Consider the following 24,646-nt stretch of genomic DNA (forward strand, 5'->3'; position numbering starts at 1 on the left):
CTGGAAATGTCGTCCTACATGCTCGAGCGGCTGGCGACGCTGCATTTCGACACGGCCTGCCTGCTGAACCTGACCCCGGATCATCTCGACCGGCATGGCGACATGGCAGGCTATGCCGCCGCCAAGACCCATATCTTCGACCGGATGACCGGCTCCGATCTGGCCGTCATCGGCAACGGTGATACGTGGTGCCGGGATATCGCCGCCAGCGTGAAAGCGCGGGATATTCCCGTTGAGACCATTTCGGGACAGGATGACGAGACGGCTGATTTTCATCTACATGAAGGCGCTGTCGTCAGCCACGGCATGGTCATCGCCCGGCCCGGCAAGACATTACCCGGCACACACAACGCCGAAAATGCCTGCGCGGCGCTCGCCATGGCGCTGCGTCTCGGTGTCGCTTCCAGCAGTCTGGCCAGCGGGATCGGAGATTTCGCCGGACTGGCGCATCGTCAGAAGCATGTCGCGGACATCAACGGCGTGGCCTATGTCGATGACAGCAAGGCGACCAATGCCGACGCAGCGTCCCGTGCGCTTGGCTGCTACAGCAGGATCGTCTGGATCGCGGGTGGTGTGGCCAAGGCTGGCGGCATTGCCGATCTCGTTCCGTATTTCCCTCGGATCACCAAAACCTTCCTGATCGGGAAGGATGCGCCAATACTGGCGGAAACGTTGGCCGCGCATAAGGTGCCTTACGAGATTGTGGGCGATCTGGAGCATGCTGTTCCCGCCGCACGTCAGGTCGCCGAGACGGAAGATGCCGAGGTCGTGCTGCTCTCCCCTGCCTGCGCCAGTTTTGACCAGTTCCCGGGATTCGAGGCACGCGGCCTCCGCTTTGCCGAACTGGTGCACGCGCTGAAGGATCACGCCTGATGGCCCGGTTTTCCCGCATCGACAACTCTGCGCTCGGGCGCTGGTGGCGCAGCGTCGACCATGTGACGCTGGCCTGCGTGGGGATCCTGATCGGCTTCGGCTATATCCTGATGCTCGCCGCCAGTCCTGCGGTTGCTGTGCGTATCGGCGCATCGCGCAACATGTTCATCTTCAAGCAGGTCTTCTTCCTCACACTTGCCGGATGCGTGACCATCGCTGTGTCGATGCTCTCCCGAAAGGGCGTGATCCGGCTCGGCTTTATCGGCGGCGCGATCGCCATCGCTGCAACGGCGATGACGCTGGTGCATGGTATCGAGATCAAGGGCGCGCGTCGCTGGATCGCGCTGCCGATGATGTCCGTGCAGCCATCAGAATTTCTCAAGCCGTGCTTCGCCGTGATGACGGCATGGCTCCTCGCCAAACGACATGAAGTCCGACGTTTTCCGGGGATGCTGCTGGCTCTCGCCTGTTACGCGGTCATCCTGATCCTGCTGAAATCCCAGCCGGATATCGGGATGCTCACCGTTGTCTCCGCCGTCTTTCTGGCCCAGCTTTTTGTGGACGGGCTGAACCTGATTCTGGTCGCAGGCGGTGTCGGCATCATGATCGCGGCCGGTATCGCGGCCTTCTTCCTGTTCCCGCATGTGCATTCCCGCGTGGAGCGCTTCCTGCACCCGGATGTAGGCGACCATTACCAGATCGACACCGCCCTGCGCGCTTTCGGTAATGGCGGCCTGCTTGGACGTGGACCGGGTGAAGGTCGTGTGAAGGATCTGCTGCCTGACGCCCACGCCGACTTCGTGTTCGCCGTGGCGGGTGAGGAATACGGTCTGCTGATCTGCCTGTTCATCATCGCGGTGTTTGCGACCATCGTCATCCGTGCGCTTCTGAGACTGCTGCGGGACGACGATCCGTTTCTGATCATGGCGACGGCGGGTCTTGTCACCGGCTTCGGGTTGCAGGCCTTCGTCAACATGGCTTCCACCCTGCATCTCATCCCGACCAAGGGCATGACGCTGCCGTTCATTTCCTATGGCGGCTCTTCGGCGCTCTCGATCTCGCTGGCCATCGGCATGGTGCTCGCGCTGACGCGGCAGCGTGTGGGACAAAGCAGGCTCAGCCGCTCACTGACGGAAACCACTCGGGGCACATGGAAAACAGCGACATGAACACGCAGGCGAACCTCTCCCCGACCGGTCCCATTGTCATTGCGGCAGGCGGCACTGGCGGTCATTTTTTCCCCGCCGAGGCGCTCGCCGATGTGCTGGTCGGGCGCGGCTACCGTGTCGCCCTGATGACGGATGCGCGGGCGGGTAAACGCACCTCCGGCGTTTTCGCCACGGCGGATCAGTTCATCCTGCCGGGCGCGGGCGTCGCAGGGCGCGGCCCGATCCGCGCGCTTAAAGGTGGTCTCGCCCTTCTGCGTGGCGCAAAGGAAGCCCGCAGTATCATGGCGAAACTGCGCCCGGCTGCCGTGGTCGGGTTTGGTGGTTATCCTTCCGTCCCGCCTCTGCTCGGTGCGCGTCTTCTGCCCGGCTCATCGCGCCCGAAGATCATCCTGCATGAAGGCAACGCCGTTCTGGGCAAGGCCAACGCCTTCCTTGCCCGCTTCGCGGACGGGATCGGCACGTCTTTCAGTGAAGTCAAAGGGCTGCCTTCCGGCGCTCACGTCGCGCTGACCGGCATGCCCGTGCGTCCCGCCATCGCCGCTCTTGCAGGCGAAGGCTACACACCGCCGGGCGATCTCATTCATCTGCTGATCTGGGGCGGCTCGCTGGGGGCTCGGATCTTTTCCGATATCGTTCCCGGCGCTCTGGCGGCCCTGCCGCTCGCCATTCGTGAGCGCCTGCAGATCACGCAGCAGGTGCGTGCCGAGGATCTCGAGCGGGTTCGGACGGCCTATGAATCCTATGGCATCGCCGCCACCTTGGCCCCTTTCTTCCCGAATGTGGCTGAACTCATGCAGCAGGCGCATCTGGTGATCGGTCGCGCAGGCGGTTCATCGGTGGCGGAACTGGAAGTGGCCGGTCGTCCCTCCATTCTCGTGCCGCTGCCGGTCGCCGCGAGTGACGAACAGACCGCCAACGCCCAAGCCCTTGAAGGCGTTGGCGCAGCCTGGCTCTTCCGGCAGCCAACCTTCACCGTGGACGCCCTGACGCCTCTGCTGACCATGATGCTGACCGACACGGGCATTCTCACTGCCGCCGCTTCCGCCGCCGCAAAGCTGGGCCGTCCGGATGCGGCGGAACGTCTGGCCGATCTGGTCGAGACGACCTTGCATCACGGGTCCGGTGGACGCTATTCCTCGCCAATTCCCCCTTCCCCTGCGTCTTCCCAGCCATCTTCGGGACACGCTGCCACGACTGTGGAGTCCAAGCCATGAGAGCCCTGCCGCTGACAATCGGTACCATTCATTTCGTCGGTATCGGCGGCATCGGCATGTCTGGCATCGCCGAAGTGCTCCATATGCTGGGCTACAAGGTGCAGGGCTCGGACATGAACGATGGCGCGAACGTCCAGCGTCTTCGGGCTCTCGGCATTTCAGTCACCATCGGCCATGACGCCGCCAATCTCGGACAGGCGCAGGTTGTGGTGATTTCCACAGCCGTCAAGCGCGACAATCCGGAAGTGGTCGCCGCCCGTTCGCGCCTGATCCCGGTTGTGCGCCGTGCGGAAATGCTCGCCGAACTGATGCGTCTGCGCTGGTCCGTCGCCGTCGGCGGCACTCACGGCAAGACGACCACGACCAGCCTGATCGCCGCTGTTCTGGAAGCGTCCAAGCTCGACCCGACTGTTATCAATGGCGGCATCATCGAGGCCTACGGCACCAACACCCGCATGGGCAAGGGCGAGTGGATGGTGGTGGAAGCCGACGAAAGTGACGGCTCGTTCCTGCGTCTGCCTTCCGTGATTTCCGTCGTCACCAACATGGACCCGGAGCATCTCGACCACTGGGGGTCAGCGGAAGCGATGGAAGCGGGCTATGACCAGTTCGTCTCCAACGTGCCGTTCTACGGTTTTGCCGTTCTCTGCATCGACCATCCAGCCGTTCAGCAGATGATCCCGCGTCTTTCGGACCATCGCGTCGTCACCTACGGCTTCTCGCCGCAGGCTGATGTGCGGGCCGAGAAAGTCATCACCGACAAGCTCGGCGCGACCTTTGAAGTGCAGATCACCGATCGCACCCGTCGCCGCACCCGCAAGGCCGGTCCGTTCCGTCTGCCGATGCTCGGCAACCACAACGTGCAGAACGCTCTCGCCGCCATTGCCGTCGCGACCGAGATGGATATCGACGACGCCACCATCCGTTCGGGTCTGGCGTCTTTCCGTGGTGTGAAGCGCCGCTTCACCCGTTGTGGCGAAGCGAACGGCATCACCGTGATTGACGATTACGGTCATCACCCGGTCGAGATCGCCGCCGTGCTGAAGGCCGCCCGTCAGGCTGGAGCGCGTCAGGTCATCGCCGTGATGCAGCCGCACCGCTATTCCCGCATGCAGATGCTGTTCAACGATTTCTGCACCTGTATGAACGACGCTGACACGGTCATTGTGTCTGATGTTTATGCCGCCGGTGAAGATCCCATTGAAGGCTTCAACCGCGACAGACTGGTCGAGGGCCTGCGTGAGCGTGGTCATCGCTCGGTTGTGCCGCTGACCGACCCGGCGCATCTGGCGGAGATGATCAACGCCATGGCCAAGCCGGGCGATTATGTCGTCTGCCTCGGCGCAGGCACCATCACCAACTGGGCACATGCGCTGCCGAGCGAACTTCTGGCGCTTCAGGCGAAGCAGAAAGGCGCGGCATGACCAACGCCCCCGCCTCTTCGCACCTGACGGCTGGCGACGTTATCGCCGCTTCGCTTGGCGATGTGCGGGGACGCGTGTCCGTCAATCAGCCTCTGGGCGCACGAAGCTGGTTCCGCGTTGGTGGCCCGGCTGAATGTCTGTTCCAGCCCGCTGACACGGATGACCTTGTCACAGCCATGCAGCGTCTTTCACCGGAAATCCCGGTGACGACGCTTGGAGCCTGCTCGAATGTCATCATTCGTGATGGCGGCATTCCCGGTCTGGTGATCCGTCTGGGCGGTGCTTTTTCCGGCATCGAGGTTGACGGAAACGGCCTGATTGTAGGTGGCGCAGCGCTTGATGCGACGGTGGCCGAGACGTCCGCCAGCAAGGGTCTTGGCGGCCTTGAATTTCTGGCTGGCATCCCCGGCTCCATCGGCGGTGCCGTTCGCATGAACGCCGGAGCCTATGGGTCCGACATGGCGACGGTGCTTGACTGGGCCGAGATTGTTTCCCGCGACGGTACGCTACTGCATCTTGAAGCCTCCGCGTTACGGTTTGGCTATCGCCGCTCCGCCCTGCCGGACGGTGCTGTGGTGGTGCGGGCGCGTCTGCGTGGCGAACCGACGGAACAGAGCATCGTCTCTGGCCGCATCGCGGAAATCCGTGCCGCGCGTGAAGGTTCGCAGCCGGTACGGGCACGAACCGGCGGCTCCACGTTCCGTAACCCGTCGCCCGATATCAGTGACAAGAAGGCCTGGCAGCTTGTCGACAGGGCGGGTTGCCGTGGTCTGACCATCGGCGGAGCGCAGATCAGCGAGAAGCACTGCAACTTCATGCTCAATACCGGCGATGCGACAGCGGCGGATCTGGAAGCGCTGGGCGAAGAAGTCCGCAAGCGTGTGCTGGAGAAATCAGGCGTCAATCTTCAGTGGGAGATCAAGCGCATCGGGCTGAAAGCCTCTGAAACAAAGGGAGATGCGGCATGAGCGCGCCACAGCAGAACAAGGGACGGATTACGGTTCTGATGGGGGGTGCCTCGGCAGAACGCGAGGTCAGTCTGTCCTCCGGCAAAGGCGTGGTCGCGGCTCTGAAGGAAGCTGGTTACGACGCACAGGGTCTGGATGTTACCCGTGATCTGGCGGCGGTTGTTGCCGGTCTGGCGGCACAGAAGCCTGTTGCCGTTTTCAACGCGCTGCATGGTCGTTTTGGCGAGGATGGGGCCATTCAGGGCGTGCTGGAATGGCTCGGTTTGCCCTACACGCATTCCGGTCTCCGTGCTTCCGCCAACGCCATGGACAAGGAAGCGTCCCGACAGATTTTCATGACGGCCGATCTTCCCGTTGCCGAAGGGCGCGTCGTCTCAATCAATGAACTGGCTGAGAAAGACCCGCTCCCCCTGCCCTACGTGGTGAAGCCACTTGATGAAGGCTCGTCTGTCGGCGTTTCCATCGTGCGCAACACCAACCAGCGTGCGCAGGTTGTCGAAGAATGGCGTTACGGCCCAGTGGCGCTGGTGGAGCAGTATATTCCCGGTCGCGAAATCACGGTCGGCGTCCTTGATGATGGGCCGGACGGTCCTCGCGCCCTGACCGTGACCGACATCACACCCAACGCCGGGTCCGGTCATGACTTCTACGACTATGCCGCCAAATATGGTGCAGGCGGCAGTCGTCACACACTGCCTGCCGAGATTCATCCGGACGATTTCGCCCGCGCCTGCGAACTGGCGGTCGCTGCGCACAAGGCTCTTGGCTGCTCTGGAGCCTCTCGTTCCGACTTCCGTTATGACGACACCAAAGGTGACGGACACGGACAGATCGTACTGCTGGAAGTCAATACGCAGCCGGGCATGACGCCAACATCGCTTCTGCCGGAACAGGCGGCCTATTGCGGTATTTCCTATTCCGAACTCTGTGACCTTCTGGTGCAGGACGCCCTCCGTCGGGCGGACGCCACGCGCCGATGAAGCGACCGTCTTCGCCTTCTCCGGAACGCCGCGAAGCAGGAAGCGGCGATCGTTTCCGCCACACGAACAAGGCGGATCGACCGTCGGCGGTCGCCCTTTTTCTGCGCCGTCACAAGGGAAAGCTGAAGTTTCTGGCCATTACAGGCGTGCTGGGTGTGGGAGCGTGGGTGTTTCTGTCCATGCACGGAACACAGGGACTTGTTGGTCCGCTCAAGGCGAAGATTGAGGCGGAAATTCCTCTCAAGGTGACGGAAATCCGGGTCGAGGGAGCGAATCTCACCAGTCAGAACGCCATCCATGAAGCGCTCGGCGTGTCGGTCGGTGACCCGATGCTCGGCTTCGATGTCAAGGCGGCCCGTGAGCGCCTGAACGATCTACCCTTTGTCGAGAACGCTACGGTAGGGCGGCGATTCTCCGGACTGATCGTGGTGCATCTCACGGAACGCCCCCCTTTCGCCATCTGGCAGCACAAGGGTCAGTTCGTGCCTATCGACCGGGACGGCAACCCGGTTCCGGACAAGGGCATGACCAGCAGGGACGCTCAGGCGTTCATGCAGCTCCCTCTTGTTGTTGGAGAAGGGGCTGATCATGCGGCGGCCGAGCTTCTGGATGCTCTGGCGAAAACACCGGATGTAAAAGCCCACATGACAGCCGCTACCCTGATCAACATGCGGCGCTGGACGTTGACGCTGAAAGACGGAACCTCGGTCTATCTGCCTGAAGCGGCAGAACCGCAGGCGCTGACCCGACTGGAAGAACTTCAGAAACGGTTTGACCTGCTGGATCGTCCGGTCGAAATCATCGACCTGCGCCTGCCGGACCGCCTGACCATCCGGGAGCGTCCGGCTCCGGCTGCGAGCGATGCTGCTGCCTCGGAAGATCAGGACCACACGGCAAAATCCAATAGCCAGTCTCAGGCTCCCGTCGCTCACGATGAGGCGACTCCCAAGGTTGCACCTGCGAAAAAGCCGAAACGCACGGATGAGGGTGACAGACGCCCTTCATCCTTCCACGATGATAACGAACATGCCCACAATAACGGAGGAGCTCTTCCAGCATGAACGATCTGATCGTTTCCGGACTCTCCTCCAAATCCCTGATTCCCAGAAAAGCATCGCGCCCCCGGGAACATGACCACGCGGACTCGCAGGATTCGTCTGGCAGCCTGCTCAACCTCGCTGAAGGCAAGCCGGAACAGCGTGCATGGCGCAGTGGACTGGTCGGTGTTCTGGATATTGGCTCGACAAAGATTACCTGCCTGATCGGCAAGGGCGAACCCAACGGAAAATTGCGGGTTCTGGGTCATGGCTGGCTGCGCTCCAATGGCGTCAAAAACGGCGCGATTGTCGATCTGAAAGCGGCCGAGGCCATCATCCGGCATGTGGTCGGCAATGCCGAACGCGAAGCCGAGCGTTCATTGGGCAAGGTTGTGGTCAACCTGTCCTGTGGTCATCCGGAAAGCCTTCTGTTCAATGTTCACTGGCCGATTGGCGGCCGTGAAATCACGGACAACGATATTCGTCGAATTGTCACGGAAGGCCGGATGAAAGCGCAGTCGGAAGGCCGCGCCGTCATCCATACTCTGCCGCTGGATTTTGCGGTTGATGAGACGGACGGCGTGACCGACCCACGCGGGCATCTGTGCGAGCAACTTCGCGCCCGCCTGCATGTGATCGACGCCTCCTCGACGGCGCTTCGGACTCTGGATGCGCTGCTGGGACGGGCGGAACTGAAGCTTGACGCTCTGGTATCCGCCCCTCTGGCTGCCGGTCTGGCGGTCACCAACGCAGATCAGCGTATGGTGGGCACCACCGTGATCGAGATGGGTGGCGGCACCACGTCTCTTGCCGTTTTTGCAGAAGGTCAGCTGCTGCACACCGCCCAGATCGGAATCGGCGGAGAGCATGTCACCCGCGATATCGCCCGCGGTCTGGGAACGTCCACGGACAACGCCGAGCGTCTAAAGACGATGCACGGACATGCTGATCTTTCAGCCGATAATGACGGCGTCACCATCCGCATCGAGCGACAGGGCGCGGACATGCCGATGTTCGAGGCGATTCCCCGTGCGGCGCTGGGCGATATCATCCGCCCCAGAATCGAGGAAACCTTCGAACTGGTCCGGGATCGTCTCGACAATGCCGGGCTGGGGCATCTGGCTGGCGGGCGTGTGATCCTCTCCGGCGGAGGCTCGCTGCTGGACGGTGTTGGCTCCGTCGCGGCACGAATTCTGAACCGTCACGTCCGGCTCGGTCGTCCGCATAATGTCATCGGTCTGCCTGACGCCTGCACCACTGCAAGCTTCTCCACCACCGTGGGTCTGCTGACCTGGGCGGCCTCGGCGGAGCGCCCTTTTGGCGATATCGAGTTCAGCGAAGAACGTCCGACAGGTTTTTTAAACCGCTTGGTCTCTTTCATCCGGGATCGCGTCTGACATGCTGTCATCGATATGTTTATAGTGTTGGATAAGTTTTGATTCACCCATCGAGTCGCGCGATGTAGTATGGCGGCTCACCAGCGCCGGTCCCGTCCAAGGAAGTGTAAATGACTCTGAACCTCACCGTTCCCCCGCAGCACCATGCAGATTTCTCACCGAAGATCACGGTCATCGGTGTGGGGGGTGGTGGCACGAATGCCGTGGACAACATGATTCTCGCCGATCTGAAAGGCGTGGAATTCGTGGTGGCCAATACGGATGCCCAGCAGCTCTCAAGCAGCCGTGCAGATCGCCGCATTCAGCTTGGTCCGCATCTGACGCAGGGACTGGGCGCGGGTGCAAAGCCGGAGATTGGACGGGCAGCGGCGGAAGAAGCGGCGGACGAACTTTCCCGTCATCTTGAAGGCTCGCACATGGTCTTCGTGACGGCTGGCATGGGTGGCGGCACAGGCACGGGTGCGGCGCCGATCGTGGCGCGGATGGCGCGTGAGCGTGGCATTCTGACCGTTGGCGTGGTGACAAAGCCGTTCAGCTTCGAGGGACCGCGCCGTGCGAAGGCTGCGGAAGAGGGCATCGCCGAGCTTCAGCAGTATGTCGACACGCTGATCGTCATTCCCAACCAGAATCTTTTCCGCATGGCGAATGAACGCACCACCTACAAGGATGCGTTCAAGATGGCCGACAACGTCCTTTATATGGGCGTGCGTGGCGTGACCGATCTGATGGTGGCTCCGGGCCTCGTGAACCTCGACTTTGCCGATATCCGCACTGTCATGGCGGAAATGGGCAAGGCTATGATGGGTACTGGCGAGGCCGAGGGTGAAGACCGCGCCCGTCTTGCCGCGGAAGCCGCGATTTCGAACCCGCTGCTCGAAGACACCTCAATGGCAGGTGCCCGTGGACTGCTGATCAACATCACCGGCGGTGATGATCTGACGCTGTTCGAGGTCGATCAGGCAGCCAACCGCATCCGCGAGGAAGTGGCCGAAGACGCCAACATCATCTTCGGTTCCGCGATTGATCCTGATCTGGATGGCAAGATCCGTGTTTCCGTCGTGGCCACAGGCATCGACATGCCTTCCTCCAAGGCGCAGCAGAAGGCCGAGGAACAGGCCGCTGCCGCTCAGCAACAGGAAGAACAGGCTGCTGCCAACGCTGCCCAGAATGCTCCGCAGGCAGGCGGTCAGCCGCCAATGTTCGGTGGTGGCATGCAGGCAGCCCGTAATGCACCGCCTGCCGGTCATCCAAATGGAGTCGCCGCCGGACAGCCTCAGCGCCAGACACCGAACTTCAATCAGCAGCCAGCTCCGGGACAATCAGCACCGTCCAACGCAACGCCTCGGGCTGCTTCGCCACGGGATGGGTTGTTCACCAGCAACACGCGCTCACCGGCTCCGGCTCCCCGCGCTCCTGAGCCAGCACCGGCGCGCAGCAGCCTGTTCGGTCTCATGACCGGCGTGCTGCGTCGCCCTGCTGCCGAGCCTCGCGAAACACGACAGGAGCCGGCTCCGCAGGTTACGCCGGCCCAGCGTAACGAACAGCAGGAAGGCCCGACCGTGCGTCCTGCTCAGGGTGATGATGGTCTGGACATTCCGGCCTTCATGCGCCGTCCGTCCTGACAGATCTGCGTAAAACTCTGACATTTCAGAAAATCGGGGCTTAACGGCCCCTTTTTTTTACTGAAAAAGTCTCTTTATTGGCTTCCGAAACGATCTACCGGTCCGTGGTGAAGATCTTTTTTCTCCCGGTAATACGACGCAATAAACATTGACTGGAACCATTATGCCTCCCGCGTATTGTAAGCTTCAAAATACAGGTTCCAAGAACCCCAGTCAGACCGAGAGATATGTCAATGGAAAGCTTCAGTCCCGATCCCGTCGCGCTGCTCGAGAGGGATGATGAGGTCTTTTCATCCGCCACACCCACTTTCAGCATCTATTCAAAACTATCAAAAGCGGTCGTAGCAGTGCGCCAGAATACTCTTCGTTCTCCCATAAAATGTGTGGGCACCGGCCTGCATACAGGGCGCACGATCACTCTACGGATAGAACCGGCTCCTGCTGATACGGGCATTATTTTCCAGCGGACGGATATTCCCGGCGCAGCCTCCATTCCCGCACTTTATGACCATGTCATTGATACAAGACTGAGCACGGTCATCGGGGATCTGTCCGACAAGCGAAACCGTGTGGCCACCATTGAGCATCTGATGTCGGCTCTCTCGGGCAACGGCATCCATAATGCCCGCATCTTTCTGGATGGGCCGGAAGTGCCGGTTCTGGACGGTTCTTCCGCCGACTTCCTCTTCCTCATTGATTGCGCCGGACGCACGCAGCTTGAGACGCCACGTCGTGAAATCGAGATTCTGAAGACCATTCGCGTGGAAGATGGAGACGCTTTCACCGAACTGTACCCTTCAACGGCGACGGATATGCCGCTGTCGATGACAATCGACTTTCCAGCCTCCGCCATCGGTCGGCAGACACTGGATCTGACCTTCACGGAAGCATCGTTCCGTTCGGAACTGGCGTTCTCCCGCACTTTCACCAATCATCGTGAAATTGCGGCTCTTCAGGCCGCAGGTCTTGCGCTTGGCGGCTCACTGGATAATGCGGTCGTCGTCGATGAGGACAAGATCCTGAACCCGACCGGCCTGCGGGTGAAGGACGAATTTGTCCGCCACAAGATGCTGGATGCCGTGGGGGATCTTTTCCTTGCCGGCGCGCATATTCGCGGCAGCTTCACGGGCTATAAATCCGGGCACAATCTCAACAACCAGCTGTTGCGTGCGCTTTTTGCCGACAGGAACGCATGGCGCGAGGTCAAAGGCACCGGAAAAGAGGCTTCAGCATCGCTTCAGGCGGCCTGAAAGTCCGTCCGTTCCTGCTGATGGACAACGGTACAAACAATGTAGCACGCAGAACGGACTGAACACCTTTCCGTCGCTGTATTCCGTGCTATAATCGGCCAATAATTATACACGCAGACAGTGAGTTGATACGTGCCGCAGCCAACCTCGCGCATCCCCCCCAGAGTGACGTCGCGTCTGGCTTCGGCAGCTGCCTGCGGAACACTCCTGTTTCTGACAAGCTGCTCGATGTTCAAGACATCGCCAGCCGAGAAACCCGCCCCCACAGTGTCCTCGGCAGACGAGCTTTATAACAACGGCATCGACGCCCTGCGCACCCAGCGTTATCTGTCTGCAACAAAACAGTTCGAAACGCTCCAGCAGAACTATCCCTATTCCGGCTACACCGCCAATTCGCAGCTGATGGCGGGCTATGCCTATTATCTCCAGAACAAATACCCGGACGCCGCGCAGCAGCTTGATCGCTTTATCGAACTGCACCCGACCAGCTCCGACGCCGCCTATGCCTTCTATCTGCTGGCTCTCTGCTATTATGAGCAGATCGGCGATGTTGCACGTGATCAGCAGATGACGGCGGAAGCCATGTCGCGTCTGCAGGACGTCATCGCCCGCTTCCCTCAGACAAAATATGCGCGTGACGCCCAACTGAAGATCGACCTCTGCCGCGATCATCTCGCGGGCAAGGAAATGCTTGTCGGTCGCTATTATCAGGAACAGCGCGCCTATCAGGCGGCACTTGGTCGTTACCAGCGCGTTGTGCAGGACTTCCAGACCACTAACCATGTGCCGGAAGCTCTCCAGCGCCTTGTCGAAGTCTATCTTGACCTCGGCCTGACGGATGAAGCACGTCGGACCGGCGGCGTTCTGGCCTACAACTATCCTGACAGCAAGTGGTATCGCTACGCCTATAGCGATCTGAAAAGCTACCATCTTCTCTCAAGCAAGACCCCGGCTCCGGGGAAGCTGATCTCGGCACCGGCGATGCCGACGCAGAGCCCCGCCCAGTCCGCAAGTCATGGCGAGGGACGTGCTGACGCGCCGCCTTCCCTGTCAAAGGCTCCTGTCGCTCCCGTATCGGCAAGCCAGCTCAATGACGGTGGCAACGGCTCGGAGCTGACAAGCAATCTTGCCCGCACAGGTGTTCCCGCTTCCGAAAGAGGAGCACGCGGCTCAGCCCGCTGAGTCCGCATGTGGATCACTGAGGTGAACAGTGCCTGTCATTGAAATGCGGGCCTTCACCGACTGGCAGGCAGGCGTACATTCACGTATTTCCTCCCTCAGGCTCCGCTACATCACCAGCTTCCATGCGGAGACAGGTCGGAGCGGACTTTCGTAATGCTGAACTTTCTTTCCATACGCGACGTCGTTCTCATCGAAGCGCTGGATCTGTCTTTCCATCCCGGACTCACAGCACTCACAGGTGAAACTGGTGCGGGAAAATCCATTCTGCTCGACAGTCTGGGACTGGCCCTTGGAGAACGCGCCAATGCACGCCTGATCCGGGCGGGAGCCCGCGAAGCACGTGTCACAGCCAGCTTCGAGGTGCCTGCGGACCATCCCGTGCGCAACATTCTCTCGGAACAGGGCGTTCCCGCCGAGAGCGATGAATCCCTGATTCTGCGCCGTATCCTGAGCGCCGACGGACGGTCCCGCGCATGGGTCAATGATCAGCCCATTGGTATCGGTCTGCTGCGCCGTGTGGCCGGAATGCTGGTAGAAATTCAGGGACAGCACGAACAGATGGGGCTTGCCGACCCCACGACGCACCGTGATCTGCTCGATGCATTTGGCGTCCCCGCCGCTACACGACGCAAGGTCGCCGCCTGCCATAGAACCTGGCGTGAGGCACGAGAAACTCTGGAAGCAGCACAGAGGGAAATCGAGACCGCCGCACGGGAAGAAGAGTGGCTGCGGCACACGATTGATGAACTGTCCTCCCTCGCCCCTCAGCCTGATGAGGAAAACGAACTCGCCGCGCAGCGTCAGGCGCTCCAGCGTAATGAACGGCGCAGCGAGGCCGTCGCGGCGGCTCTTGCGGAACTGACACCTCGGGACAGGCGCAACTCCGGTCCAGCCGCCGCTCTCCGCGCCGCCAGTCGCGCCCTGCACAGACTCCTGCCCGCTCCCGGACGGGAAACCGATGAACCGGATACGGAATTCGAGCAGCAGCAGGCCGGTGCGCAGGAAGCCCTCAAGGCGCTCGACGCCGCTGAAGTCGCGCTCTCCGAAGCGGAAAGCATGCTGACCCGACTGGCCGCCGATCAGGACGCCGATCCCCGTCTGCTGGAACAGGTCGAGGAACGCCTGTTTGCGTTGCGTGCGGCGGCCCGCAAGTTTGAAACGTCGGTCTCCGATCTGCCGGACCTGCTCAAGCGGCTGACGGAACGACTCAACGCTCTTGAAACAGGCACCGCCCGCCTTGTCGAACTGGAAGCCGCGACAGCAGCGGCGAAAGCAGCCTTTATTGCCGCCGCCGAAGATCTGTCCGCCCAGCGCGTCAAGGCTGCCCGGAAGATTGAGGCCGCCGTCATGGCGGAACTCAAGCCGCTGAAACTTGAGCGCGCCCGTTTTGTGGTGGAACTAACGCCCCTTGCCGAAGAACAGTGGAGCGCTCACGGACTGGAACAGGCGACTTTCCTGCTGGCCGCCAATCCCGGCCAGCCGCCCGGACCACTGGGCAAGGTCGCGTCTGGCGGTGAACTGTCGCGTCTGATGCTGGCCATCCGTCTGGTGCTGGCAGGCCGGTCTTCCATCGGCACGCTGGTGTTTGACGAAATCGACTCGGGCGTGGGCGGCGCGACGGCGGCGGCCATTGGCGAGCGCCTGCACCGGCTGGCGCGAGACATGCAGATCCTGACCGTCACACACTCGCCGCAGGTCGCGGCGGCGGCTGACCACCATCTGCGGATCGGCAAGCTGGTACGGAACGGACAGACCCAGACCAGCGCTGCTCCGCTTCCGGACGTGGAAAGACGCGAGGAAATCGCCCGGATGCTGGCGGGTGACGTCATAACAGATGCCGCGCGCGCCGCCGCGGAAAGCCTTCTGGAGAAGCGGTGATGGACACGGCGCATATTCCCGTCGATCAGCTCGATAGTGCACAGGCCGAACACGAGCTGGAACGTCTGGCAGCTCTGATCGCCCGTCTGAACGAGGCCTATCACGCCAAGGACGCGCCAGAAGTCTCGGACGCGGAATTCGATGCCTTGCGCCGCCGCAATGAAGAAATCGAAATTCGCTTCCCTGCCCTGATACGTATGGACAGCCCCCGCTTTCAGGTGGGTGCGGCTCCGAGTAGCGCTTTCAAGAAACACCGTCACCTCGCGCCGATGCTGTCACTGGACAACGTGTTCGACCGCGCCGACTTCGAGGACTTCGTAAAACGCGCCGTGCGGTTTCTGGGCCTTGATGAGGTGCAGGCCGCTGCCCTCGCCTTTGTCGGCGAACCCAAGATCGACGGCGTCTCCATCAGTCTGACCTACGAAAACGGTCGGTTCGCACGCGGCACCACACGCGGCGACGGCACGGAAGGTGAAGACGTCACCGCCAATCTGAAGACGCTGAAAAGCATCCCTCTCCGTCTGAGGGGTGAAGCGCCGGATCTGATCGAAATCCGCGGCGAAGTCTTTCTGGGGAAGAAAGAATTTCTCGCCATCAATGCCGCGCAGGAGGCTGCGGGAGACAAGCTTTTCGCCAACCCGCGCAACGCCGCAGCAGGTTCCCTGCGCCAGCTTGATCCAAAGGTGACGGCCCGTCGGCCGCTTTCCCTATTTGCTTACGCGATGGGATTTTCGTCCCGACCAGTCGCTGCGACCCATTCCGCCTATCTCGACCAGCTTCGCGCATGGGGTTTCACGGTCAATCCGCTTTCCACAAAGCTGGCAGGTATTGCAGAGGCTGAGCCGTTTTTCGACAGGATCGCGCTGGAACGGGCCGAGTTGCCCTATGATATCGACGGCGTAGTCTACAAGATCGACGATCTGGCGCTTCAGGAACGTCTCGGTTTCGCTGGACGGGCACCGCGCTGGGCGACGGCGTGGAAGTTCCCGGCTGAACAGGCCGTGACCCGGCTTCTGGCCATTGAAGTGCAGGTTGGCCGCACCGGCGCGCTGACGCCCGTGGCGCATCTTGAGCCCGTCAATGTCGGCGGAGTGATCGTCTCACGCGCCACATTGCACAATCAGGATGAGATCGAGCGCAAGGATGTCCGCGTCGGCGATCTGGTGCAGATTCAGCGTGCCGGGGATGTCATTCCCCAGATCGTCGCAGTCGTCGCGGAACAGAACCATGAGCGACATGCACCGTTCGTCATGCCGGATCACTGCCCGGCTTGCGGTGCGAGCGTGGAGCGGATTCCGGGCGAAGCGGTCATCCGCTGCACCGGTGGCCTCACCTGTCCCGCGCAGGTCGTCGAGCGTCTGATCCACTTCGTGTCGCGTATGGCCTTTGACATTGATGGTCTGGGCGAAAAAAGCATCACCGAGTTCCATGACATCGGCATGGTGAAAGCGCCGGGCGACATTTTCCGCCTTGAGACGCATGAAGACGAAATTGCCAAACGGGAAGGCTGGGGCGCGACCTCGGCACGGAAGCTTTGTCAGGCCATTGAGACTCGGCGAACCATCTCCCTGCCCCGTTTCATCTATGCGCTGGGCATCCGACGCGTGGGAGAAAACAACGCCAAACTTCTGGCCCGTCATTACGGATCGTTCACGCATCTGCGCGAACGGATGCAGGCGGCACAGATCATCGGCTCCGAGGAACGTCAGGAACTGGGCGAGATCACCGGGATCGGCACGGCCATTGCTGACGAGATCGTCAGTTTCTTTGCCGAACCTCACAACCAGACGACGCTGGATGATCTTCTGACCTACGTGACCGTGGAGGATGAGATCGTTGAGGCGGGCGGCGCGCTATCCGGAAAAGTCATTGTTTTTACAGGCTCTCTTGTGACCATGACACGTCCGGAGGCCAAGGCGACGGCGGAGCGTCTGGGAGCGAAAGTCACTGACAGCGTCTCAAAAAAGACAGATCTTGTCGTGCTCGGTGCGGAAGCTGGCTCAAAAGCCCGTAAAGCGCAGGAACTGGGTATTGATACAGTCGATGAAACGGGGTGGCGACAACTGGCCGGATTACCAGAAGTTTAAAAATCTCTGCCTTATTTCTGTAACAGACTCTGTCCACCGGCAATATTCGTTGCAAAGCGAATTGCCGAAACCGCTACAAGCTGGCATGATGCTGTCGCCCGGGAACGGAGCACTTAATAATAACTATAAATTCCCCGCGGACTGTATTCAGGCCTGATTTTCCCGGGAAGGAACAGATGGCCGGAATCACCGCGCTCGGAGAGCGTTGGTCATGACGAAATGGGTTTACAGCTTCGGTGGCGGCCTTAATGAAGGCAGCGCCGGAATGCGCAATCTGCTTGGTGGCAAAGGCGCCAACCTGGCGGAGATGGCTTCCATCGGACTGCCAGTGCCTCCCGGTTTTACCATCACAACCGAAGTATGCTCGGCATACTACGATAACGGTAATGCCTACCCGGCAGACCTTGCAGAGCAGGTCGCGGCGGCCCTTCATCGCGTTGAGAAATCGGTTGGTCTGGTCTTTGGCGACGCCACTGCACCGCTGCTGGTTTCGGTCCGCTCGGGTGCCCGCGTTTCCATGCCGGGCATGATGGACACCGTTCTCAATCTCGGTCTGAATGACGAGACGGTTGAAGGTCTGGCGGCTTCCTCCAAGGACGAGCGTTTCGCGTGGGACAGCTATCGCCGCTTCATCCAGATGTATGGTTCCGTCGTGATGGGCGTGCCGCATCATCGTTTCGAGGATCTGCTTGAGCAGGCCAAGCACGGTCTGGGCGTCACCGACGACACGGCGATCAAGGCTTCCGACTGGCGCGAGATCGTCAAGGATTACAAGGACGTCGTTCAGAAAGAGACCGGCAAGCCGTTCCCGAACGATCCGCAGGAGCAGCTCTGGGGCGCGATCAGCGCCGTGTTCGGTTCGTGGATGAACCCGCGCGCCCACACCTACCGCAAGCTGCATGACATTCCGGCAAGCTGGGGCACCGCCGTCAACGTGCAGGCGATGGTCTTCGGCAATATGGGCGATGACTGTGCGACCGGCGTGTGCTTCACCCGCGATCCGTCCACCGGCGAAAACATCTTCTACGGCGAATATCTGGTCAACGCGCAGGGCGAAGACGTTGTCGCGGGTATCCGCACGCCGCAGCCCATGTCCGCCGCCCGTGCGACAGCCGATCAGTCTCCGATGGAGAAGGTTCTGCCGGAAGCCTACAAGGAGCTCATGCGTGTGCGTGACATCCTTGAGAAGCATTATCGCGACATGCAGGACATCGAGTTCACGGTGCAGAGCAACGTGCTCTACATGCTCCAGACCCGGTCCGGCAAGCGCACGGCGGCAGCCGCTCTCAAGATCGCCATCGACATGGCGCAGGAAGGCCTGATCACGCAGGAAGAAGCCATCCAGCGCGTCCCACCCGGCTCGCTCGACCAGCTTCTGCACCCGACGCTCGATCCGAAAGCCGAGAAGAACCTTTTCTCCCGTGGTCTCCCGGCCTCTCCGGGCGCCGCAGCCGGTGCAATCGTCTTTACGGCTGAAGAAGTCGAAGACCGTGCCGCCAAGGGCGAAGATGTCATTCTGGTCCGTATCGAAACCTCACCGGAAGATGTGCATGGCATGCACGCAGCCCGTGGCGTTCTTACGACCCGTGGTGGCATGACCTCTCACGCCGCCGTCGTGGCGCGTGGCATGGGACGTGTCTGCGTAGCCGGTGCCGGTGGGATCACCGTCGACTACAAGGCGCAGACCATGACGGTCGGCAATGTCACGCTGAAAGGTGGCGACTGGATCACCCTCGATGGTGGCACGGGCGCTGTCTATGTCGGCAAGGTTGCGACTATTCCCCCGACCCTCTCGGGTGATTTCAGCACCCTGATGGGCTGGGCTGATGAAGTCCGTCGCCTGCGCGTTCGTGCCAACGCCGAGACGCCGGAAGATGCCGAGACGGCTCGTCGCTTCGGTGCCGAAGGCATCGGTCTGAGCCGGACGGAGCACATGTTCTTCGGTCCGGACCGTATCGGTTTCGTCCGTCAGATGATCATGTCCGACGATCCGGCGACCCGTAAAAAGGCAATTGACGCGCTGCTGCCGTTCCAGCGTGACGATTTCTCACAGATTTTCCGCATCATGAGCGGTCTACCTGTGACAATCCGTCTGCTCGATCCGCCGCTCCACGAGTTCCTTCCTCATGGTGAAGCAGAGCTTGAGGAAGTGGCAACTGCCCTCGGTCAGTCTGTTGACTCCCTGCGCGCCCGTCGCTCGGCTCTGTCGGAAGCCAACCCGATGCTCGGTCACCGTGGCTGCCGTCTCGGCATCACCTACCCCGAGATCTATGCGATGCAGGTTCGCGCCATCATCGAGGCCGCTATCGCCGTCTCGAAAGAGACCGGACAGGCCATTGTTCCTGAAATCATGATCCCGCTTGTGGGCATGAAGACGGAACTCGAGGTGACCCGCAAGGCAGCGGAAGCGGAAGTGGCTGCTGTCTTCAAGGAGCAGGGCACGACGCTTGATTACCTCATCGGCACCATGATCGAGCTGCCTCGCGCAGCGATCACGGCGGATCAGATTGCAGAAGTGGCGGACTTCTTCTCGTTCGGCACCAACGATCTGACGCAGACCACACTCGGCCTGTCCCGTGACGATGCCGGTTCGTTCCTGCCTTACTACGTCGACCACGGCCTTCTGCCGAAAGACCCGTTCGTCTCGATCGATCGTGAAGGCGTCGGTGCTCTGGTGCGCATGGGTGCGGAGAATGGTCGCAAGACCAAGTCCAACCTGAAGCTGGGCGTATGCGGCGAACATGGTGGTGATCCGGACTCCATCGCTTTCTTCGAGAGCGTTGGGCTGGATTACGTCTCCTGCTCCCCGTTCCGCGTGCCGGTGGCTCGTCTGGCCGCGGCTCAGGCGGCTCTGGCGATGAAAAAGGAAAAGGCGTCATCCTGATTTGAGGGATGACTGTCTGATCTGAGATCAGCATCGACGGGGCGCTCCCATAAGGGCGCCCCGTTTTTGTTTCTGCGGCACGAAATCAAAAACTCGCTTCAAGACGCGTGAAATGGTCTGGCTGCTTTTCCTCATGAAAGCGGGAGACCTTTTCTGAAAATACAGGCTCTCAACATGACCAAACGCAGTATCTGTCTTCATCTGGTTTCCGGCGGCACCGGGCAGACCCTCGACGCACAGGCGAGGGCCTGCGCACCGCATTTCCCGGATGTGGAGCTCCAGTTCCGCCACTGGAATCTGGTCCGCAGCCGAACCCAGCTGCGCCGCGTGATTGCCGGTATCGCCAGCGAGCCGGGACCTGTTCTTTCCTCACTTATCGACGCAGGATTGCAGAACGATCTGGAAGATGGCTGCAAACGGACTGGTGTCCAGTTGCTTGATGTCATGAAGAACACACTGACCTTTCTGGAAGGCGCAACCGGGACACAAGCCGTCGACGGAGGACCTGGCGGCCAGTACATCATGGACGAGAACTACTTCCGCCGTATCGACGCCATGCACTACGTCATCGAGCATGATGACGGTCAGCAGACCCGAGAACTCAAGGACGCCGATGTCGTGCTGGTGGGTGTCTCCCGCGCCTCCAAGACGCCGACATGCTTTTACCTCGCCAACAAGGGCATCAAGGCCGCCAACGTACCTCTGGTGCCTGACACTCCTCTCCCTCCAGAGCTCTTTGAGCTGGACGTGCCGGTCATCGGCCTGACGATTGCGCCGGAAGCCCTGCTTGAAATCCGTCGGACACGACTGAACAGCATGGTGCCCACCAAGCAGCATGCCGGGGGAACATCCCTGACGCGAACAAGCTATATTGATCCGGAAGAAGTCAGAAATGAACTGCTGTGGGCGAAACGCCTCTGCACGCGCCATGGCTGGCCGATCATCGACATCACCAGACGGTCGATTGAGGAAACAAGCGCTGCGGTGCTGGATATTCTGGAGCACCCGAACCCGCTTTCGGCACCGGGCTGAGTAAGGGCTTGTTTTTCTCAGACAGTTTCAGGGAACATCGCCTTTTTGGAAAAGGCGATGCTCAAACACATTACTGATAAACAGATTTTTGTAGATCGTGATTATTTTCCAGAGACGATTTCATTCAATCGTCTCTTCAGAAATCACTCGTCCTCATCTTCCGATTCATAGCGGCGAGGATCAAGCAGACGCCAGTCGCGTTCTTCTTCTGTCGCCGGACGGTCGATGAAATCGTTCAGCTCACTTGAAGATATCCAAGGTTCTTCGGTTCCCAGCACTTCCGCATTTTCACCGAATGAAAACCACGCTTCAAGCGTGTCACGCGCAGAAGCGCCCGGCACACGACAGATTTCTATACTGTCGCGGACATAGGCCCGCGCGAACGCATTTGCATGCTCGGCATCAAGAAATCCCTTGATGTCTTCGATGATATTATCCTCAGCGCCTCCGGAAAGGTCGAGCAGACGCACAACCGGCCCCGTTTCCTGAGCCGATACCGTTGCGTCTTCACCATTTTCTTCGGCTTCAGTCATGAACGAAACAACTCCTGTGATTCACAATAAACTTATAAGGTAACGGCAATTTTCGGAAACAGGCGATCAGCCCGGATGCAGGCGTTTGCGCTGCCTTTCTTCCGCCCGGCGGAATGACGGCAATAGAAACTCCCGTCCTGTCTTCACGCTCTCCACACCGTCATACGTCACGATATCCGCTGTGGCGTAAGTCTCATTCCACAGCTTAGGGATAAAAGATCCGGTCCCGACGATATCGATCGGCGCGCTAGCGTCAGCCATGCTGGCGCATTTTGTCACCCCGAAACCGGACGACACGACAATCTTCACTTTCTCGAAGCCTGCCTCATCCAGCACTTCACGCATCCGCCAGATAGCCGCCGCCGAAACGCCGGTCCCGATCAGGTTACGCAATTCCCCTTCCGAACGATAACGACGGATAGCATCCGGAACATAGCGATCCAGAACGGCATAGGACTCCTGAGGATCGAGTCCTTCCAGAAAACGTCCGCCATGCGTGTCGAGACGCAAGCCCACCCGCCCCGCTTCCGCCAGTTCCTTGAAGTGACGACAGACAGCGAGACCGTCCGTGATCTCGCGCCCATAGTAATCAACCAGCACGGTCAGGTCGGTGTCAGGATAGACCTCGTGAAACATCTCGGCGGCCCGAAGCGTGGAACCGGCATACCCAATCAGGGCATGCGGCATCGTGCCGAACCCGTGCGTCTGTCCGAAAAACGCGGCAGTCGCATCGGTCGCACCGCCAATGAAACCGACCGCACCTTCTTTTTGGGCAGCACGGCTACCGACAGATGCGCCATAGCTCATCAGCTCCTGCATCTCGTAGCCCGCACAATGGCGGGCTTCCATGGCGAGAAACTGCGCCTTGGGCAGAGAGAGCGCCATCTGATAGGCACGATGCGCCGCAACGCAGCACGCGCCCAGCTTCTGGAGCACCAGGGTCTCAAGGTCAGTGAGATGGGAAAAGAAGCCCGTAATATAGAGTAGTGGTTCGCCTGCTCCGACCCACTCGCCTTCCGTAAAAACTGGCTCGACCAGAATCTCGATGCCACGCTCACGGGCAATATTCTTCAGCCAGTCTTCAACCATCGCTGTGGCGGAGAGGACTGGCCGGCGAATAAACACGGCATAGGTCACCACGCAATCGCCAAATCGCGAGACGATTTCCTTGGTGCGGTTGAAATAACTGTCAGTGCGAGCCTTGATCGTCGCATCATCAAGCGCTGTTACGCAGAACGAGGAGCTTACCCCGGAAGAGACCTCGGAACGAGGTTCTTTCGGAGGTACGGAAGACGATTTCAAGACCACGAGCTGCCCTTTCCTAGGCATCAGGACCAGATGCACTGTATTATTCTGGACATAGACCTTCCGCGACCACAAGGTCACGGGTCGCAGGAAAGCTCAGAAAGTGACAGGGCGCAGCTTACAACGGGAGAATAATCTCCCGTCATAAACACTGGTTTATCCTGGTTAAGCGCCCTTTCGCAGGGTGCTGGCGCGTGAATTCAACTCCTCGGCAATCAGGAACGCCAGTTCGAGAGACTGCTCCGCGTTGAGACGCGGATCGCAGAATGTCTCATAACGAGCGCCCAGATCGTTCTCCGTGAGCTGATGCGCGCCACCGACGCACTCGGTCACGTCCTGACCGGTCATCTCCATATGCACGCCACCCGGCACCACGCCCGCAGCAGTCAGGATGTCGAAGAAGCCCTGCACTTCCGTGAGAATGGCCTCGAACGAGCGTGTCTTGACCTTGCTGGCCGTGGAAATGGTGTTGCCGTGCATCGGATCGGACATCCATGTCACGGTGCGACCGAGCCCTTTGACCGCCTGCACCAGACCCGGCAGATGGTCCTGAATCTTGGTCGCGCCCATGCGGGAGATCAGGGTGATACGCCCGGCCTCGTCAGCAGGATTGAGGATCTCAAGCAGTTGCTCAAGCGCATCAATCTGCGTCGTCGGACCGACCTTAATGCCGATCGGGTTACGCACACCGCGCAGGAATTCGACATGCGCGCCCTCAGGCTGACGGGTGCGATCCCCGATCCACAGGAAGTGAGCCGAGCAGTCATACCACTCGCCGGACGTGGAATCGACGCGGGTAAAGGCCTGCTCATACTGAAGCAGCAGCGCTTCGTGCGAGGTATAGAACTCTGTCTCGTCGATCTGCGGCGCCGTGGTGGAGTTGATGCCGCACGCAGCCATGAACTCCAGCGTCTCGTCGATGCGTTCCGCCAGAGCGCGATAACGCTCGGCCAACGGAGACCGTTCGACGAAACCGAGATTCCAGCGGTTGACCCGGTGCAGGTTGGCGTAACCACCGCGCGAGAACGCACGCAGCAGGTTCAGGACGCTGGCTGACTGGAAGTAAGCCGTCTCCATCCGCTTCGGATCAGGAATACGGTCTTCCGACGTGAAAGCCGGGCCGTTGATGATATCGCCGCGATAGGACGGCAGCGACACATCGCCGACGGTTTCCGTGTCAGACGAGCGCGGCTTGGCATACTGCCCCGCCATGCGGCCGATCTTCACCACCGGCACCTTTGCGCCGAAGGTCAGCACAACCGCCATCTGCAGCAGCACACGGAACGTGTCACGGATGAAGTCCGCCGAGAATTCGGAGAAACTTTCCGCACAGTTTCCACCCTGCAGCACGAAGGCACGTCCAGCCGCTGCATCGGCAAGATGGCCACGCAGACGGCGCGCCTCTCCTGCAAACACGAGCGGCGGATAGCTCTTCAGCCGTCCTTCAACCGCCTTGAGCGTGGCTTCGTCCGGATAGGTCGGCACCTGCTTGATGGGAAACGACCGCCAGCTTTCCGGCGACCAGTTGGCAGCCGTCGTCGGACCGGCTGTCAGGGACGATGCGGAAGGGCTGAGCGTGACACTCATGGTCGGTTCCTGTCGATAAGCGCCGGGCTTTCAGAGACCGGCTGTTTCAGAGAAGCTGATGTTGAAGGGATGCCCACGCAAGACGCGGGTGGAACTTTATGCCGGAGATTGGCGCTGAGTGCAAAAAATGCCTCTCACCACATCTGTGGAAGATCGTCGGGCACAGGCAAGGGGCAGCTCAAGAGACGCTCTATCCCGTAAGAATAACGTGCCCAAATTCAGCG

General features: G+C 60.4%; 18 protein-coding genes. 15 read left to right on the forward strand and 3 right to left on the reverse strand.

All coding sequences use genetic code 11. The features are described 5' to 3' along the window. The 15 genes from murD to B3759_RS03670 all read left to right on the forward strand — a co-directional run. Positions 1 to 873 (forward strand): UDP-N-acetylmuramoyl-L-alanine--D-glutamate ligase (gene murD, locus B3759_RS03600; protein WP_291363718.1); only part of this gene is annotated, 873 nt, incomplete at its 5' end. After that, positions 873 to 2,042 carry an FtsW/RodA/SpoVE family cell cycle protein gene (locus tag B3759_RS03605; RefSeq protein ID WP_099348268.1) on the forward strand — a complete coding sequence of 390 codons (1,170 nt, stop codon included), beginning with the start codon at positions 873 to 875 and terminating at the stop codon, positions 2,040 to 2,042. The genes murD and B3759_RS03605, both read left to right, overlap by 1 nt. Further along, complete coding sequence (gene murG / locus B3759_RS03610; RefSeq protein ID WP_408736440.1) at positions 2,024 to 3,256, forward strand: undecaprenyldiphospho-muramoylpentapeptide beta-N-acetylglucosaminyltransferase; 1,233 nt, start codon at positions 2,024 to 2,026, stop codon at positions 3,254 to 3,256. The genes B3759_RS03605 and murG overlap by 19 nt, the downstream gene beginning before the upstream one ends. Beyond that, the gene (murC, locus tag B3759_RS03615) at positions 3,253 to 4,680 is read left to right on the forward strand and encodes a UDP-N-acetylmuramate--L-alanine ligase (RefSeq protein ID WP_291363723.1); all 1,428 of its coding nucleotides are present in this window, start codon (positions 3,253 to 3,255) and stop codon (positions 4,678 to 4,680) included. Before murG ends, murC begins: the two co-directional genes overlap by 4 nt. Next, the gene (gene murB / locus B3759_RS03620) at positions 4,677 to 5,648 is read left to right on the forward strand and encodes a UDP-N-acetylmuramate dehydrogenase (RefSeq protein WP_291363725.1); all 972 of its coding nucleotides are present in this window, start codon (positions 4,677 to 4,679) and stop codon (positions 5,646 to 5,648) included. The genes murC and murB overlap by 4 nt, the downstream gene beginning before the upstream one ends. Beyond that, on the forward strand, positions 5,645 to 6,628 hold the full coding sequence (locus B3759_RS03625; protein ID WP_291363727.1) for a D-alanine--D-alanine ligase: 984 nt from the start codon (positions 5,645 to 5,647) through the stop codon (positions 6,626 to 6,628). The genes murB and B3759_RS03625 overlap by 4 nt, the downstream gene beginning before the upstream one ends. After that, complete coding sequence (locus tag B3759_RS03630; RefSeq protein ID WP_291363729.1) at positions 6,625 to 7,689, forward strand: cell division protein FtsQ/DivIB; 1,065 nt, start codon at positions 6,625 to 6,627, stop codon at positions 7,687 to 7,689. Before B3759_RS03625 ends, B3759_RS03630 begins: the two co-directional genes overlap by 4 nt. Beyond that, on the forward strand, positions 7,686 to 9,062 hold the full coding sequence (gene ftsA / locus B3759_RS03635) for a cell division protein FtsA (protein ID WP_291363731.1): 1,377 nt from the start codon (positions 7,686 to 7,688) through the stop codon (positions 9,060 to 9,062). Before B3759_RS03630 ends, ftsA begins: the two co-directional genes overlap by 4 nt. Positions 9,063 to 9,172: 110 nt before the next feature. After that, positions 9,173 to 10,684: a cell division protein FtsZ gene (gene ftsZ, locus B3759_RS03640; RefSeq protein WP_291363732.1), complete on the forward strand. Its 1,512-nt coding sequence runs from the start codon at positions 9,173 to 9,175 to the stop codon at positions 10,682 to 10,684. A gap of 233 nt (positions 10,685 to 10,917) precedes the next feature. Beyond that, complete coding sequence (gene lpxC / locus B3759_RS03645; RefSeq protein WP_291363734.1) at positions 10,918 to 11,934, forward strand: UDP-3-O-acyl-N-acetylglucosamine deacetylase; 1,017 nt, start codon at positions 10,918 to 10,920, stop codon at positions 11,932 to 11,934. Positions 11,935 to 12,066: 132 nt separating this feature from the next. Beyond that, a complete protein-coding gene (locus B3759_RS03650; protein WP_408736441.1) occupies positions 12,067 to 13,116 on the forward strand; it encodes an outer membrane protein assembly factor BamD in 1,050 nt (349 codons plus the stop codon). 153 nt (positions 13,117 to 13,269) lie between these two features. Further along, positions 13,270 to 14,994, forward strand: a complete 1,725-nt coding sequence (gene recN, locus B3759_RS03655) for a DNA repair protein RecN (RefSeq protein ID WP_291363736.1) — start codon at positions 13,270 to 13,272, stop codon at positions 14,992 to 14,994. After that, the gene (gene ligA, locus B3759_RS03660; protein ID WP_291363738.1) at positions 14,994 to 17,081 is read left to right on the forward strand and encodes an NAD-dependent DNA ligase LigA; all 2,088 of its coding nucleotides are present in this window, start codon (positions 14,994 to 14,996) and stop codon (positions 17,079 to 17,081) included. The genes recN and ligA overlap by 1 nt, the downstream gene beginning before the upstream one ends. A gap of 211 nt (positions 17,082 to 17,292) precedes the next feature. Next, on the forward strand, positions 17,293 to 19,965 hold the full coding sequence (gene ppdK, locus B3759_RS03665; RefSeq protein WP_291363740.1) for a pyruvate, phosphate dikinase: 2,673 nt from the start codon (positions 17,293 to 17,295) through the stop codon (positions 19,963 to 19,965). Between the two features lie 174 nt (positions 19,966 to 20,139). Further along, the gene (locus B3759_RS03670) at positions 20,140 to 20,997 is read left to right on the forward strand and encodes a pyruvate, water dikinase regulatory protein (protein WP_291363742.1); all 858 of its coding nucleotides are present in this window, start codon (positions 20,140 to 20,142) and stop codon (positions 20,995 to 20,997) included. A 143-nt stretch (positions 20,998 to 21,140) separates the two neighbouring features. Here the strand turns inward: B3759_RS03670 and B3759_RS03675 are convergent, their stop codons facing one another. The 3 genes from B3759_RS03675 to B3759_RS03685 all read right to left on the reverse strand — a co-directional run bounded on the left by B3759_RS03675 (position 21,141) and on the right by B3759_RS03685 (position 24,422). Next, the gene (locus B3759_RS03675) at positions 21,141 to 21,530 is read right to left on the reverse strand and encodes a hypothetical protein (RefSeq protein ID WP_291363744.1); all 390 of its coding nucleotides are present in this window, start codon (positions 21,528 to 21,530) and stop codon (positions 21,141 to 21,143) included. 66 nt (positions 21,531 to 21,596) lie between these two features. Next, the gene (locus B3759_RS03680; protein ID WP_291363745.1) at positions 21,597 to 22,838 is read right to left on the reverse strand and encodes a nicotinate phosphoribosyltransferase; all 1,242 of its coding nucleotides are present in this window, start codon (positions 22,836 to 22,838) and stop codon (positions 21,597 to 21,599) included. Positions 22,839 to 23,000: 162 nt separating this feature from the next. Then, positions 23,001 to 24,422 (reverse strand): class II 3-deoxy-7-phosphoheptulonate synthase, encoded by a 1,422-nt coding sequence (locus B3759_RS03685; protein WP_291363746.1) that lies wholly within the window; start codon positions 24,420 to 24,422, stop codon positions 23,001 to 23,003. Between the last annotated feature and the right edge of the window lie 224 nt (positions 24,423 to 24,646).

Origin of the sequence: Acetobacter sp. UBA5411 (genome assembly GCF_002409645.1) — a bacterium.
GTDB lineage: Bacteria > Pseudomonadota > Alphaproteobacteria > Acetobacterales > Acetobacteraceae > Acetobacter.